Genomic DNA, 14,295 nt, shown 5'->3' with positions numbered 1-14,295 from the left:
TAAAAATTAGGTGATTAAATGGCTAAAAAACAAATTTTATTTGAATGCCAAGCTTGTGGAAATCAACAAAATAAATGGCTTGGAAAATGTCCTGAGTGTGGATCATGGGATAGTTTTGTTGAATTAAAACAAGAGCAAATTAAAGTTTTAAAAGAGCTAAACTCGCTTTCAAACACTCCAAGTTCTGCTGTGTGTATTAGCGATGTTGTGGTAGAAAATTTTACGCGTATAAGTACTGATGATAATGAGCTTGATTTAGTTTTAGGCGGTGGGCTTGTTGTGGGCTCTTTGGTATTGATAGGAGGTTCCCCAGGAGTTGGAAAATCTACGCTTTTGTTAAAAATTGCTTCAAATCTAGCTAAAGGTGGTAAAAAAGTACTTTATGTAAGTGGTGAAGAGAGTAAGTCGCAAATTAAATTACGTGCAGATCGCTTGAATGCAAATTGTGAAAATTTATTTTTGCTCACAGAGCTTTGTTTGGATGATATTTTGAGTGAGCTTTCTAAAAAAGACTATGAAATTTTGATTATTGATTCTATACAAACTTTATATTCTAACAAAATCACTTCAGCTGCGGGTAGCATTACTCAGGTGAGAGAGATTACTTTTGAATTAATGCGTTATTCTAAGGCAAATAATATTAGTACTTTTATCATAGGGCATATTACCAAAGATGGGGCGATAGCAGGACCTAGAATTTTAGAACACATGGTAGATGTGGTGCTTTATTTTGAAGGTGATGCTAATAAAGAAATAAGAATTTTAAGAGGTTTTAAAAATCGTTTTGGGAATATTGCTGAAGTTGGTATTTTTGAAATGACCTCAAAGGGTTTAATTAGCGCTAAAGATATAGCTAATCGATTTTTTACTCGTGGTAAGGCAGTAAGTGGTAGTGCTTTAAGTGTGGTAATGGAGGGCAGTAGAGCTTTGGTGTTGGAAATTCAGGCCTTAGTTTGTGAAAGTGCTTACCCAAAACGTAGTGCAACAGGCTATGAAAAAAATCGTTTGGATATGCTTATAGCTTTGCTTGAGAGAAAGCTTGAAATTCCTTTAGGACATTATGATGTTTTTATTAATGTAAGTGGTGGGGTAAAAATCAGCGAAACTGCAGCTGATCTAGCGGTAGTTGCAGCGATTATTTCTAGTTTTAAAAACCGTCCTTTAAGTAAAGATAGTGTTTTTATAGGAGAGCTTAGCTTAAATGGTGAAATCAAAGAAGTATTTTCACTTGATGCGCGTTTAAAAGAAGCAAAAATGCAAAAATTTAAAAACGCCATAGTACCAGTTAAGCCTATGGAAGAACCAGGTTTAAAATGTTTTATAGCTAAAGAATTACGTGAGGTTTTAGAATGGATGTAAAATATGAAATATTTTGATTTTTAAAAAATTCAACAAAAATTTAGATTTTGTTTCTATAGAATAAAAAGTTTATGGGATGAAATACATTTAAAATAATCAAAAAGATATCTAAGTATAAAATATTATTGTAAATTGTGATCTTTTGTTTATGTATAAAAATTTATTTAAAAACTTAAGTTAAACCTACTATTTTGGGTGGATATTTTTGTGTGAATAAAATGAATTTTCATTAAAATATAAGCAAATTTTTTTTATAATATTAGTTTTGAAATAATTATTCTGCTAAGGATTTTTAATGAAGGATTTATTTTTATTTAGTTCTTTTATAGATTCTAGTCACACTTTTGCTTACTTTTTTCATTTGGGTATAGTGGTTGTAATTTCTTTAATTTTAGCAAAACTTGCTACAAGATCCATGCAAATTGTTCCAAGAGGTAGTCAGAATTTAGCTGAAGCTTATATGGAAGGCATTTTAAGCATGGGTAAAGATACCATGGGAAGCGAAGAAGCAGCAAGAAAATATTTGCCTTTAGTAGCAACTATAGGTTTTATAGTGTTTTTTAGTAATATCATAGGAATCATCCCAGGTTTTGAAGCTCCAAGTGCTAGTTTAAATTTTAGTGCAACTTTAGCAATTATAGTATTTGTATACTATCATTTTGAAGGCATTAAAACTCAAGGATTTTTTAAATATTTTGCGCATTTTATGGGACCTGTGAAAATTCTAGCACCTTTAATGTTTCCTATAGAAGTGGTTTCTCATTTTTCAAGAGTTATTTCTTTATCTTTCCGTTTATTTGGCAATATCAAGGGAGATGATTTATTCTTAGCAGTTATTTTAGCTCTTGTGCCTTGGGTTGCACCACTACCTGCTTATATACTTTTAACTTTTATGGCATTTTTACAATCATTTATTTTTATGATTTTAACTTATGTTTATTTAGCAGGTGCAACTGTAGTTGATGAACAACATTAATTTTTAAAAAGCAAAAAATATTTTTTGCTTTTTTTCTTTTTTAATATTTCTCTTTTTTTCTTTTTTAAACTCTTTTTGAAATAAAAAACGCTAGAATAAACAAAAAATTCTAAGGAAAATTTTAATGTTTGAAGTTGTTATAGGACTTGAAGTTCATGCACAATTAAATACAAAAACAAAAATCTTTTGCTCATGTGCAACTTCTTTTGGAGAAAAATCAAATACTAATGTATGTCCAACATGTTTAGCTTTGCCAGGTGCTTTGCCTGTATTAAACCAAGAAGCAGTGAAAAAAGCTATAGCATTTGGAAAAGCAGTTAATGCAACTATAAATAAAAAAAGTATTTTTAATAGAAAAAATTATTTTTATCCTGATTTGCCAAAAGCTTATCAAATTTCGCAATTTGATATTCCCATAGTAGAAAATGGAGAATTGTTTATTAATATAAATGGAGAAAATAAACGTATAGGTATTACTAGAGCTCACTTAGAAGAAGATGCAGGGAAAAATATACACGAGAGTAATTTTTCAAAAGTAGATTTAAATAGAGCAGGCACACCTTTGCTTGAAATCGTTAGCGAGCCTGAACTTAGAAGTTCTGATGAAGCAGTGGCTTATTTAAAAAAGCTTCATTCTATTATAAGATTTTTAGATATTTCAGATGCAAATATGCAAGAAGGTAGTTTTAGATGCGATGCTAATGTAAGTATTCGCCCAAAGGGTGATGATAAGCTTTATACCAGAGTAGAGATTAAAAACTTAAATTCATTCCGTTTTATCCAAAAGGCGATTGAGTATGAAGTAAAACGCCAAAGTGAAGCTTGGGAAGATGGAAAATACGATCAAGAAGTTGTGCAAGAAACAAGATTATTTGATACGGTTAATTTGGTTACTAGAAGTATGAGAGGCAAGGAAGATTCTGCCGAATATAGATATTTTCCTGATCCTGATCTTTTACCTGTAATGTTAGATGATGAAATGCTAAGTCAAGATATACCTGAACTTCCTGATGAGAAAAAAGCTAGATTTGTTAGTGAGTTAGGTATTAAAGAAAGTGATAGTGAAGTGATTGTTTCTTCATTAGAGCTTTGTAGATATTTTGAGTATTTAATTGATCAAAAATTAAACCCAAAACTTTGTGTTACTTGGCTTACAACTGAGTTAATGGGACTTTTAAAAGGTGAGTTAACTATAGAAAACTCACCTATAAAACAAGAAAAACTAGCTATTTTAATCAAACGCATAGAAGAAGGTGTTATTAGTGCTAAAGCAGCTAAGGATATTTTAGCTTATGTGTTTGAAAATACCCAAGTTCAAATCGATGATGCTATTGAAAAACTTGGTTTAAAACAGGTCAGTGATGATGGTGCTATTGAAAAGATTATTGATGAAATTTTAGCGAACAATCAAGATAAAGTGAATGAATACAAAAACGGAAAAGATAAATTATTTGGATTTTTTGTAGGACAGACGATGAAAGAGGGCAAAGGGGCATTTAACCCAACAAAAGTTAATGAAATTTTAAAAGCAAAACTTGGTTAAATATGAAAATAGCAATTATTGGTGCGGGAAAATGGGGAAGTGCTTTATATGATGCATTGAGTGTTAAAAATGAATGTGTGATAACTTCTTTTCATGAAAAAGATCTTTCTTATTTTGTTAGCACCAAAGAAGCTTTAGGGTATGAATATTTAGTTTTTGCTTTATATGCTCAAGGAATACATGAGTGGCTTGCAAATAATTTTAAAGATTTAAATCAAAAAATTCTTGTAGCTTCTAAGGGTATTGACTGTAAAAGTTTAAAATTTATGGATGAGGTTTTTAGCGAGTTTATAAGCAGCGATAGACTTTGTTTTTTAAGTGGACCTTCTTTTGCAAGCGAAGTGCTAGAAAAAAAACCTTGCGCTTTGGTTATTAGTGGTAAAAATCAAGCACTTTGTAATCAATTTGCAAGTTTTTTTCCAAACTATATTAAAACCTATACAAGTTCTGATGTTAAAGGTGCTGAAATTTGTGGTGCATATAAGAATGTTTTAGCGATTGCAAGCGGAGTTTGCGATGGCTTAAATTTAGGCAATAATGCAAGAGCTTCTTTAGTCTCAAGAGGTTTAGTGGAAATGCACCGCTTTGGACAATTTTTTAATGCTAAAGAAGAAACATTTTTAGGGCTTAGTGGGGCTGGAGATTTATTTTTAACAGCTTCTAGTAATCTATCAAGAAATTATAGGGTAGGTTCGAGCTTGGCTAGTGGTAAAAATATAAAAGATATTTTAATAGAACTTGGAGAGGTAGCCGAAGGAGTGCAAACTGCTTATGCTATACATGCCTTATCAAAACAATTTCAAATTTATACTCCGATTGTCAATGAGGTAGTTTTAATGTTAGAGGGTAAAAATGCTTGGGAATCTTTGAAAGATTTGATGTCATCAAAGGAGGAAATATCATGATTATCAAAAATGCAAAAATTTATGGTGAACAAGTACTTGATCTTAAAATAGAAGATGGAAAAATCACTCAAATTGCTAATGATTTAAATGATGATGAGTATATTGTTGATATAAAAGGTAAAACTTTACTTCCTTCGTTTATTGATTTAAATGTTAGTTTGCTTGATAATGAATTTAGTATAGATAAATTATATAATCTAGAAAAAGCATGCTTAAAAGGCGGAGTAGGGACTATTGTTTTAAAAGATAGTTTAGAAGCTAACACTCAAGGTTATGCGCTTTATTTTGATAAACTAAAATCTTTAGATGTTAATATTTTACCCACTATTAATGTATTAGATAAAACAGAAAAATTAAAAAATATTGCTACCTTAATTGATATGGGTGCAAAAGGCTTAGAGCTTTCAAGCACTTTAGGCGCAAATTATTTAAGACAGTGCATGCAATATGCCAATATGAAATCAACTCCTGTGTTTTTAAAGTGTTTTGATGAGAATTTTGATGATCATGGGGTGATGAATGATGGACAAACAAGCTTTGAATTAGGACTTATAGGAATTAGCAATATAGCTGAAATTAGTGAAGTAGCAAAAATGAAAGAATTAGTGGAGTTTTATAAAAACAAAGCTTGTTTTAACTCTTTAGCAATTGCAAGATCGTTTGAATTGTTACATGATCAATATAGTGAAATTTCAATCCATCATTTAATCAAAGATGAAAGCGCTTGTGAAAATTTTAATACTCAAGCAAAAATTTTACCTCCATTAAGAGCAAAAAATGAATTAATAAGTCTTAAAAAATTACTTCAAGATAGAAAAATTACTTTTTTAAGTTCTTTGCATACTCCTAGCACTAAAAAAGATTTGGCTTTTGATGAAGCAGATTTTGGAATTAATGCTATAGCTATGTATATGAGTTTATGCTTTACATATTTAGTAAAAGAAGGTATTTTAACTTGGAGAGAATTATGTGATTTTACAAGTTATAATCAAGCACAATTTTTAGGATTAAACAAAGGTAAAATAGAACTTGGTTTTGATGCTGATTTAGTTGTGTTTGAAGAAAATCTTTCTTTTGAAGGAGAAGGTTTATATGCAAATGATATCTTGCAGGGTAAGGTAGAAAAAAGCTTTATAGCAGGAAAAAGTTTTTAGCTTTTAAGCTAAAAACTTTTATTTATCCTGCATAGCTTGCGCTACTTGAGCTGAGCTATTTCTAATTTTTTCCATACACTCTCTAGCTTCTTTGGCTAAATCCACGCTTTGATTTACACCACTCAAGCCATCTTTTATACTTTGCACCACTTCAGCTGTTACATTTCTAATAGAATTAATAGTAGTAGTGATTTCATTTACTGAGTGTCCAGTTCTTTCGGCAAGATTTCTAACTTCATCAGCAACCACGGCAAAACCTCTACCATGTTCACCTGCGCGCGCTGCCTCAATAGCTGCATTTAAAGCTAAAAGATTGGTTTGATCAGCTATATCGCTAATAGTTTGAATGATATTTTTAATTTCTTCTGATTGCTCATTTAATGATGATACGAGATTGCTACTATTATTCATCATATCAGCAATGCTTTGAATATTTTGAACCGTATTTTCTATAACGCTATCACCTTCTTGAGTTAAATTATCATTTTGCTCAGCTAATTCACTAATGAGCTTCAATTTCTCCTCATCTCTTACAACTTGCTCGGTAATATCTGTTGCAAATTTGATAACTTTGTAAATTTCTCCATCATCATTTTTGATAGGATTATAACTTGCTTCTAAATGGATTAGTTTGTTGTTTTTACCAAGGCGTATGAATTTTCCTGATTGAAATTTACCACTTCTTAGCTCTTCCCAAAAAATTGTATATTCTTTGGAATTTCTAAATTTTTCCTCGCAGAACATACTATGGTGTTTTCCTTTGATTTCACCTAGTGAATAACCCATTGTTTGAGTGAAGTTTTCATTGGCATTTAGAATTTCTCCATAAGGATTAAATTCAATAATTGCCATAGAACGATTAGCTGCATCTATGGTATTTTTTAAATCAAGCATCTCATAGTGTCTTTGAGTAATGTCATTGGCAAATTTAATAACCTTATATGCTTTGTTATTTTGATCTAAAATAGGAAGATAATTAGCTTCAAGATAAATGTCTTTTCCACCCTTTGCGATGCGTCTAAAAAGACCATTTCTTGATTTACCGCTTTTTAAATCTTTCCAAAAATCACCATAGCGTTGAGACTTTACTACTTCAGGCAAGCAAAACATACTATGGTGTTTTCCTTTAATTTCATCTAGAGAGTAATTCATAGTTTTTAGAAAATTTTCATTAGCACTAATGATGGTTCCATCTGTTTGAAATTCTATCATCGCCATAGTTTTACTTATAGCATTAAGTATATCTTGAAAAGCTTGGTTAGATTGTTCTAATTGAGTAATTTGCTCATTGATTTTTTTCTTATTGACAAACATAAATTTCCTTTGTAAAAATAGCTTAAAATTATAAAGTATTTTTTGAAATAAATAATTTGTTTATGTTAGTTTTTTGTTAAATTAGAAAATTTTTCTTGTAAAGAAGTTCTGATTGAATCATTAATCTCGTCACTATTCTTTAAGTATTGCTCATTAAGTTTTTCGAGCTCTTTTAAAAACCCAAAAAGAGCTTTTTCCCATAAAGCGTTGCTTTTTTTACTTAAATTCATAGTTTGAATATGGTTAAGCTTTCTACTCATATCGCTTAAATTTTCCAAAAATTCATCTTTATTATTTTCATTTTGAAGCGTAAAGGTATTTTGTAAAAGATTGTTTTTGATATTTCTTATTTCTTCATTAATAAGATCGCAAAACTCAGGATAGATATCACTTTTAATGGGTTCAAGTAAGGTTTGCTCATCTAAATTTAATGTATATTTTTTAATAGCAAAAAAAAGAATTAAAAAAGCTATTGCACTAATTAAAAGATAAAAGGTCATTTGTGAAGATTCCTTAAATATGGTGCGGTTAGCGAGATTTGAACTCGCACACGCTGAGCGTACCACCCCCTCAAGATGGCGTGTCTACCAATTCCACCATAACCGCATAAGCCCCACAAGAGGGCTTTGAAAATTTTTAAGCTGCTACTAATGCTTGGAATGGATTAGCATAAAGAGCGATAAGAGCAATAACAAGCGCATAAATAACTTGAGCTTCAATCATCGCTAAAGCAATAAACATAGTAGTCATTAATTTACCACCAAGTCCTGGATTTCTTGCTGTTCCTGCGATAGTTGCTGCTGCAGTATTACCCATACCAATAGCACCACCTAAAGCTGCGACACCAAGTCCTAAACCTGCTGCTAAAATTGAAAATGACGCTAACCATTGATTCATAGAGCCTTCTGCTGCGAATGCAAAACCACTTAAAGCTAGCATTAAAAATACGATTTTTTTCATAGTTTTTCCTTGTAAAAATTTAAATCCTTTCGGCTTGCGTATCCCTACTCGTGATTTATGAAAGCGAAATTGTATATTAATATAGCTTTAAAATTATTGAAATTTAAATTAATAAGCGTATTTTAAAATAAATTAAAGTTTTTTTTAGCTACATTAAATATTTTTCATGTGTTTATAAAATTTAAGGTTATTTTTATGAATGATAAATTTTCTAAAATAGGTTTTGTATTAGCAGTGGCAGGTTCAGCTGTTGGGCTTGGAAATGCTTGGAAATTTCCAACTTTAGTAGGACAAAATGGAGGATCAGCTTTTGTTTTGTTGTATTTATTGCTAACTTTAGGAGTTGGATTTGTAATTTTTTTAGCTGAGCTTAGTATAGGAAAATTAAGTGAAAAAGATCCTGTAAATGCTTATTATACTTTAGCACCTAAACACAAAAGAGCTTGGTCTATAGTCGGTTTTTCTTTAATAGGTGCAATTTTAATTGTTTCTTTTTATAGTGTGATTATAGGTTGGATTGTCAAATATGCGTATTTGGGCTTTTTTTCATTGCCAAAGAGCATAGAAGAAAGTGGCGCTACTTTTTCAAATTTACTCTCTAATGATGCTTTATCTCAATTTGTATGTTTTACTTTTGTATTTATAGTTATTTTTTATGTAGTTTCAAAAGGAGTTAAAAGTGGTATAGAAAAACTCAATGTTTGGATGATGCCAAGCTTATTTATATTGCTTATTTTAATGCTTGGATATTCTTTTAGTATGGATGGTTTTTCTAAGGCTAGTGAGTTTTTATTTTCACCTGATTTTTCAAAGCTTGGAGTTGGGGCATTTTTAAGTGCTTTAGGACTAGCTTGTTTTTCTTTGTCTATTGGAGTGGGTTCGATTATTACTTATTCTGCAAGTTTACCTGATAAAACAAATTTTATTACAAGCACTATTAATATTATTATTATTAATATTATCATAGGCATTATGATGGGGCTTATTGTGTTTACTTTTATATTTGAATTTGGAGCTGATCCTAGTCAGCAAGGACCCGGTTTAATCTTTGTTTCTTTAATGAATTTATTTTCAAATATTGATCCAATTGGTTTTTTACCTTTGGGAAATATCCTAGCCATAGCTTTTTTTATAGCTTTATTTTTTGCAGGAATTACTTCAGCAGTTTCCATGATAGAACCTTTGACATTTTATTTAATCAATTCTTTTAATTTTACAAGAAAAAAAGCTTTGATTTTTATAGCTTTTATTGTGTATTTTTTGGGAAGTTTGTGTATTTTATCAGGAATTGAATGGAGTAAGGATTCTTTGGAATTTTTTGGAAAAAGTTTTTTTGATATATTAGATTTTATTGCTTCAAATTTAATGATGCCTTTGGGTGGGTTATTTGGTGCAATTTTTGTAGGTTTTGTGCTTAAAAAAGAAGCTTTGCAAACTTTATTTTATCCTTATATGAGGGGTAAATACTTTGAGTGTTGGTATTTTTTTGTAAGATATATCTCACCTTTAGCGGTGATTTTAATCATGGTAAAACAATTATTTTTTTAAGGTTAAAAGATGAATGAAAAATTTTCTAAGATAGGTTTTGTATTAGCAGTAGCAGGTTCGGCTGTTGGGCTTGGAAATGCTTGGAAATTTCCAACTTTAGTGGGTAATAATGGGGGATCAGCTTTTGTAGTGGTGTATTTACTTTTAACCTTGGGTGTGGCTTTTGTGATATTTTTAGCAGAGCTTAGTATAGGAAAATTAAGCGAAAAAGATCCTGTAAATGCTTATCATGCTTTAGCACCAAAAAATAAAAAGGCATGGTCACTAGCGGGGTTTTTTATGCTTGGTGCTATTATTTTAGTGTCTTTTTATAGTGTTGTTATAGGTTGGATAGCAAAATATGCTTATTTTGGATTTTTTGAACTACCTAAAGATACAAATGAAGCAGGTGCTATTTTTGGAAATTTACTCTCTAATGATGTTTTATCTCAATTTGTATGTTTTACTTTTGTATTTATAGTTATTTTTTATGTAGTTTCAAAAGGAGTTAAAAGTGGTATAGAAAAACTTAATGTTTGGATGATGCCAAGTTTATTTATATTGCTTATTTTAATGCTTGGATATTCTTTTAGCATGGATGGTTTTTCTAAGGCAAGTGAGTTTTTGTTTGTACCTGATTTTTCAAAATTAAGTGTTAATTCTATATTAGATGCGCTAGGTCTTGCGTTTTTTAGTATGTCTTTGGGCGTGTGTGTGATTTTAACCTATGCAGCAAGCTTGCCTGATAAAACAAATTTTATAAGTAGTGCTTTAAATATTATCATCATTAACACTATCATTGGCTTAATGATGGGACTTATTGTGTTTACTTTTATATTTGAATTTGGAGCTGATCCTACCCAACAAGGTCCAGGGCTTATATTTATATCATTAACAACACTTTTTGCAAAATTAGATCTTTTAGGAAATATCCTAGCTATAGCTTTTTTTATAGCTTTATTTTTTGCAGGGATTACTTCAGCTATTTCCATGATAGAGCCTTTTACTTTTTATCTTATAAATCGTTATCAAATTTCAAGAAAAAAAGCTTTGGTTTTTGTAGGTGTGATTGTTTATTTTCTTGGAAGTTTATCTATACTTTCTTTTTATCATGTAAGCGCGCCAAATTTAAATTTCTTTGGAAAAAGTTTTTTTGATATTTTAGATTTTTTTATACAAAATTTATTAATGCCAATTTCTGCTTTAATTACAGCATTTTTTGTGGGTTTTGTACTTAAAAAAGAAGCTTTGCAAATTTTATTTCGTCCCTTTATGCGCGGGGTGTATTTTGAAATTTGGTATATCTTTTTAAGATATATTTCTCCATTAGCAGTTATTTTAATCATGGCTAGACAGCTTTTTTTCTAAGGCATTAAAATGAATGATAAATTTTCTAAAATAGGCTTTGTATTAGCCGTTGCAGGCGGTGCTATAGGGCTTGGAAATGCTTGGAAATTTCCAACCTTAGTAGGGCAAAATGGTGGTTTTGCTTTTGTGCTTTTGTATTTGCTTTTGACTATTAGCGTGGGATTTTGTGTATTTTTGGCTGAAATTGCCATGGGAAGATTAAGTCAAAGTGATCCTGTAAATGCTTATAAAAGTTTAGCAACCAAGTATGCTCAAAAATGGAAATTTGCTGGATTTTTTATGCTTGGTGGAATTTTTGTATTATCTTTTTATCTTGTTATTATGGGTTGGGTTTTAAAATACATGATAACTTCGATTTACTATCTACCTAGCAATACTCAAGAGGCAGGAGCTTTGTTTGGAAATTTAATCCAAAATAGTATTTTAGAAAGTAGTTTGTATTTTTTAATTGCTTTTTTTCTTACCTTGTTTGTTGTTTCAAGAGGGGTTAAAAGTGGTATAGAAAAACTCAATGTTTGGATTATGCCAAGTTTGTTTATCATGCTTGTATTAATGTTAGTGTATTGTTTTTTTCAAGATGGTTTTAAAGAAGCTTTTGTTTATTTGTTTTATCCTGATTTTACTAAACTTAATCTAAACTCGGTTTTAACAGCCTTAGGCCTTGCTTTTTTTACCTTATGTTTAGGTATAGGTTGTATTACTACTTATGCAGCTTCATTAAAAGATGACACAAATTTAATTACAAGTTCAGCCATAATTGTGCTTTTAAATATCAGCATAGGCTTAATGATGGGGCTTATTGTATTTACTTTTATATTTAAATTTAACGCCAACCCAGCAGAAGGAGCTGGACTTGTATTTATATCTTTAACAACTTTATTTTCTAATTTAGGTGCTGTCTTTGGGCATTTTTTAGCCTTTTATTTTTTCTTGGCTTTATTTTTCGCAGGAATTACTTCGGCGGTTTCTATGATAGAACCTTTTACTTTTTATCTTGTGAACGAATATAAAATTTCAAGAAAAAAAGCTTTGGTTTTTATAGGGTTTGTGGTTTTTCTTTTAGGGATGAGTTGTATTTTATCTTTTAGTGCCAGTTATGGGGCTAGTTTTAGCTTTTTTGGTTTAAGCTTTTTTGATATTTTGGATAAATTAACTTCTAATTTTATGCTCCCGCTTGGAGCTATTGCTAGTGCTATTTTTGTAGGATTTTTTGTAGATAAAATGAAAATCTATAATTTGTTTTCTAAATTTATGAGTAAAAGTATTTTTGAAATATGGTATTTTTTACTCAGATTTGTTGCGCCTATTGCGATTATTATCATTATGTTAAACCAAATTTTATAAATTTATTTTTTAAGAAAGTAAGGTTATAATTGCAAAGATGCAAAAATAAGGAAAAATTATGGCTAAAAAATTAATTGATGTGATGGATACCACATTTAGAGATGGTTTTCAATCTGTTTATGGCGCTAGAGTTTTAATGAATGACTTTTTTCCTGCCCTAGAAGCAGCCAAAGAAGCAGATATTGGACATTTTGAATTTGGTGGTGGAGCTAGGTTTCAAAGCTTATTTTTTTATTTAAATGAAAATGCCTTTGAAATGATGGATAAATTTAGAGCCATCGTCGGAAAAGAAGCAAATTTACAAACCCTTGCAAGAGGGGTTAATACCGTAGCACTTGATACAGGCAGTAAAGAAATTATTGATTTACATGCAAAAATGTTTGCAAAACATGGCACAACCACTATAAGAAATTTTGATGCACTAAATGATGTAAATAATTTAAAATTTAGTGGAGAATGTATAATTAAGCATGGTTTAAAACACGAAATAACCATTACTTTGATGGATTTGCCTCCAAAATGCAAAGGCGCTCATGATGTGCCTTTTTATGAGAGAATTTTAAAAGAAATTTTGCAAGCTCAAATTCCTTTTGATAGTATTTGTTTTAAAGATGCAAGTGGAACTTCTAACCCAAATAAAATTTATGAAGTTATTAAAATGGCTAGAAAAAACTTGCCTGAAAATACACATATAAGATTACACACTCACGAAACAGCTGGTGTTAGTGTGGCTTGTTATTTAGCTGCTTTAGAAGCTGGTGTTGATGGTATAGATTTAGCTGCAGCTCCTGTTAGTGGTGGTACTTCTCAGCCTGATATTTTAACAATGCTTCACGCTCTAAAAGGAAGTAATTTTGATCTTGGTTTGGATGAAGAAAAAATTTTAAAATATGAAGATGTGTTAAAAGATTGCTTGAAAGATTATTTTTTACCACCTGAAGCCATGGCTGTAAATCCTTTAATACCTTTTTCACCTATGCCTGGGGGAGCTTTAACTGCAAATACTCAAATGATGAGAGATAATAATATTTTAGATAAATTTCCTCAAGTTATAAAAGCTATGCAAGAAGTAGTAGAAAAGGGAGGGTATGGTACTTCTGTTACTCCTGTATCGCAATTTTATTTTCAACAAGCTTTTAACAATGTTATGTTTGGGTCTTGGAAAAAAATCGCCGAAGGTTATGGAAAAATGGTTTTAGGATATTTTGGAAAAACCCCTGTTGCCCCAGATCCTCAAGTGATAAAGCTTGCAAGTGAGCAATTAAAATTAGAACCAACTACAAAATTAGCCACAGATATCGCTGATGCAGATGAGAGCAAAAGTATAGCTTATATTAAAAGCTTATTGGAAAAAGAAAATTTAAACACAAGCGAAGAAAATATTTTTATCGTTGCAGCTTGTAAAGAAAAAGGCATAGCTTTCTTAAAAGGCGAAGCTAAGGTTAGTATAAGAAAAAATGAAGATGTAAAAACAAATAATTTAAGCCAAGAAAATAAATTCACAGTAAGTGTAAATGGTAATAAATATCATGTGGAAGTAAATGCAGGCTTTGATAAAGATGTTAATATTAAAAGTATTGTAAAAACAAATAATGATAATGTAGAGGCAAGAAAACCTCAAATAAATGATGATAAAGCAATCATTGCAAGTATGAATGCAAATGTATTTAAAATTTTAGTAAAAGAAAATGATAGCGTTAAAGCAGGTCAAGTTGTAGCTGTACTTGAAGCTATGAAAATGGAGATTGAAGTTAACGCAAGTAAAGATGGAGAAATTGCAGAACTTTTAGTAAATGCTGGCGATAGCGTCAATGAAGGCCAGGTTTTAATGACTTATAAATAAGG

The 14,295-nt window shown here is 30.5% G+C and carries 12 protein-coding genes and 1 tRNA gene; 9 read left to right on the top strand and 4 right to left on the bottom strand.

Annotated elements, in window-relative coordinates:
- Positions 1-18 precede the first annotated feature (18 nt).
- The 5 genes from radA (at position 19) to CLLT_RS06075 (ending at position 5,937) form a co-directional block, all read left to right on the top strand.
- Positions 19-1,359, top strand: a complete 1,341-nt coding sequence (gene radA, locus CLLT_RS06095; RefSeq protein WP_074692681.1) for a DNA repair protein RadA — start codon at positions 19-21, stop codon at positions 1,357-1,359.
- Positions 1,360-1,654: 295 nt separating this feature from the next.
- On the top strand, positions 1,655-2,335 hold the full coding sequence (locus CLLT_RS06090; protein WP_012661912.1) for a F0F1 ATP synthase subunit A: 681 nt from the start codon (positions 1,655-1,657) through the stop codon (positions 2,333-2,335).
- A 124-nt stretch (positions 2,336-2,459) separates the two neighbouring features.
- On the top strand, positions 2,460-3,878 hold the full coding sequence (gatB, locus tag CLLT_RS06085) for an Asp-tRNA(Asn)/Glu-tRNA(Gln) amidotransferase subunit GatB (protein WP_074692683.1): 1,419 nt from the start codon (positions 2,460-2,462) through the stop codon (positions 3,876-3,878).
- A 2-nt stretch (positions 3,879-3,880) separates the two neighbouring features.
- Complete coding sequence (locus CLLT_RS06080; RefSeq protein WP_074692684.1) at positions 3,881-4,783, top strand: NAD(P)H-dependent glycerol-3-phosphate dehydrogenase; 903 nt, start codon at positions 3,881-3,883, stop codon at positions 4,781-4,783.
- A complete protein-coding gene (locus CLLT_RS06075; RefSeq protein ID WP_070256484.1) occupies positions 4,780-5,937 on the top strand; it encodes a metal-dependent hydrolase in 1,158 nt (385 codons plus the stop codon). Before CLLT_RS06080 ends, CLLT_RS06075 begins: the two co-directional genes overlap by 4 nt.
- Positions 5,938-5,955: 18 nt before the next feature.
- Here the strand turns inward: CLLT_RS06075 and cetZ are convergent, their stop codons facing one another.
- The 4 genes from cetZ to CLLT_RS06055 all read right to left on the bottom strand — a co-directional run bounded on the left by cetZ (position 5,956) and on the right by CLLT_RS06055 (position 8,211).
- On the bottom strand, positions 5,956-7,251 hold the full coding sequence (gene cetZ / locus CLLT_RS06070; protein ID WP_070256486.1) for an energy taxis response protein CetZ: 1,296 nt from the start codon (positions 7,249-7,251) through the stop codon (positions 5,956-5,958).
- A gap of 65 nt (positions 7,252-7,316) precedes the next feature.
- Positions 7,317-7,751 carry a hypothetical protein gene (locus CLLT_RS06065; RefSeq protein ID WP_070256488.1) on the bottom strand — a complete coding sequence of 145 codons (435 nt, stop codon included), beginning with the start codon at positions 7,749-7,751 and terminating at the stop codon, positions 7,317-7,319.
- Positions 7,752-7,771: 20 nt separating this feature from the next.
- Positions 7,772-7,857 (bottom strand) — tRNA-Leu (locus tag CLLT_RS06060).
- Between the two features lie 30 nt (positions 7,858-7,887).
- On the bottom strand, positions 7,888-8,211 hold the full coding sequence (locus CLLT_RS06055) for a F0F1 ATP synthase subunit C (RefSeq protein ID WP_012661906.1): 324 nt from the start codon (positions 8,209-8,211) through the stop codon (positions 7,888-7,890).
- 195 nt (positions 8,212-8,406) lie between these two features.
- On the opposite strand from CLLT_RS06055, the gene CLLT_RS06050 reads away from it, so the two are divergent.
- The 4 genes from CLLT_RS06050 to CLLT_RS06035 are packed head-to-tail and all read left to right on the top strand — an operon-like array spanning position 8,407 to position 14,293.
- Entirely contained in the window at positions 8,407-9,759 is a 1,353-nt protein-coding gene (locus CLLT_RS06050) for a sodium-dependent transporter (protein WP_012661905.1), read from the top strand.
- A 9-nt stretch (positions 9,760-9,768) separates the two neighbouring features.
- A complete protein-coding gene (locus tag CLLT_RS06045) occupies positions 9,769-11,106 on the top strand; it encodes a sodium-dependent transporter (RefSeq protein ID WP_070256490.1) in 1,338 nt (445 codons plus the stop codon).
- 9 nt (positions 11,107-11,115) lie between these two features.
- Positions 11,116-12,450, top strand: a complete 1,335-nt coding sequence (locus CLLT_RS06040) for a sodium-dependent transporter (RefSeq protein ID WP_070256492.1) — start codon at positions 11,116-11,118, stop codon at positions 12,448-12,450.
- 58 nt (positions 12,451-12,508) lie between these two features.
- The gene (locus CLLT_RS06035) at positions 12,509-14,293 is read left to right on the top strand and encodes a biotin/lipoyl-containing protein (protein ID WP_070256494.1); all 1,785 of its coding nucleotides are present in this window, start codon (positions 12,509-12,511) and stop codon (positions 14,291-14,293) included.
- Positions 14,294-14,295: the final 2 nt, after the last annotated feature.

The sequence above is a fragment of the Campylobacter lari subsp. lari genome (assembly GCF_013372185.1).
Taxonomy (GTDB): domain Bacteria; phylum Campylobacterota; class Campylobacteria; order Campylobacterales; family Campylobacteraceae; genus Campylobacter_D; species Campylobacter_D lari.
This window is presented reverse-complemented; position numbering and strand designations above follow the sequence as displayed.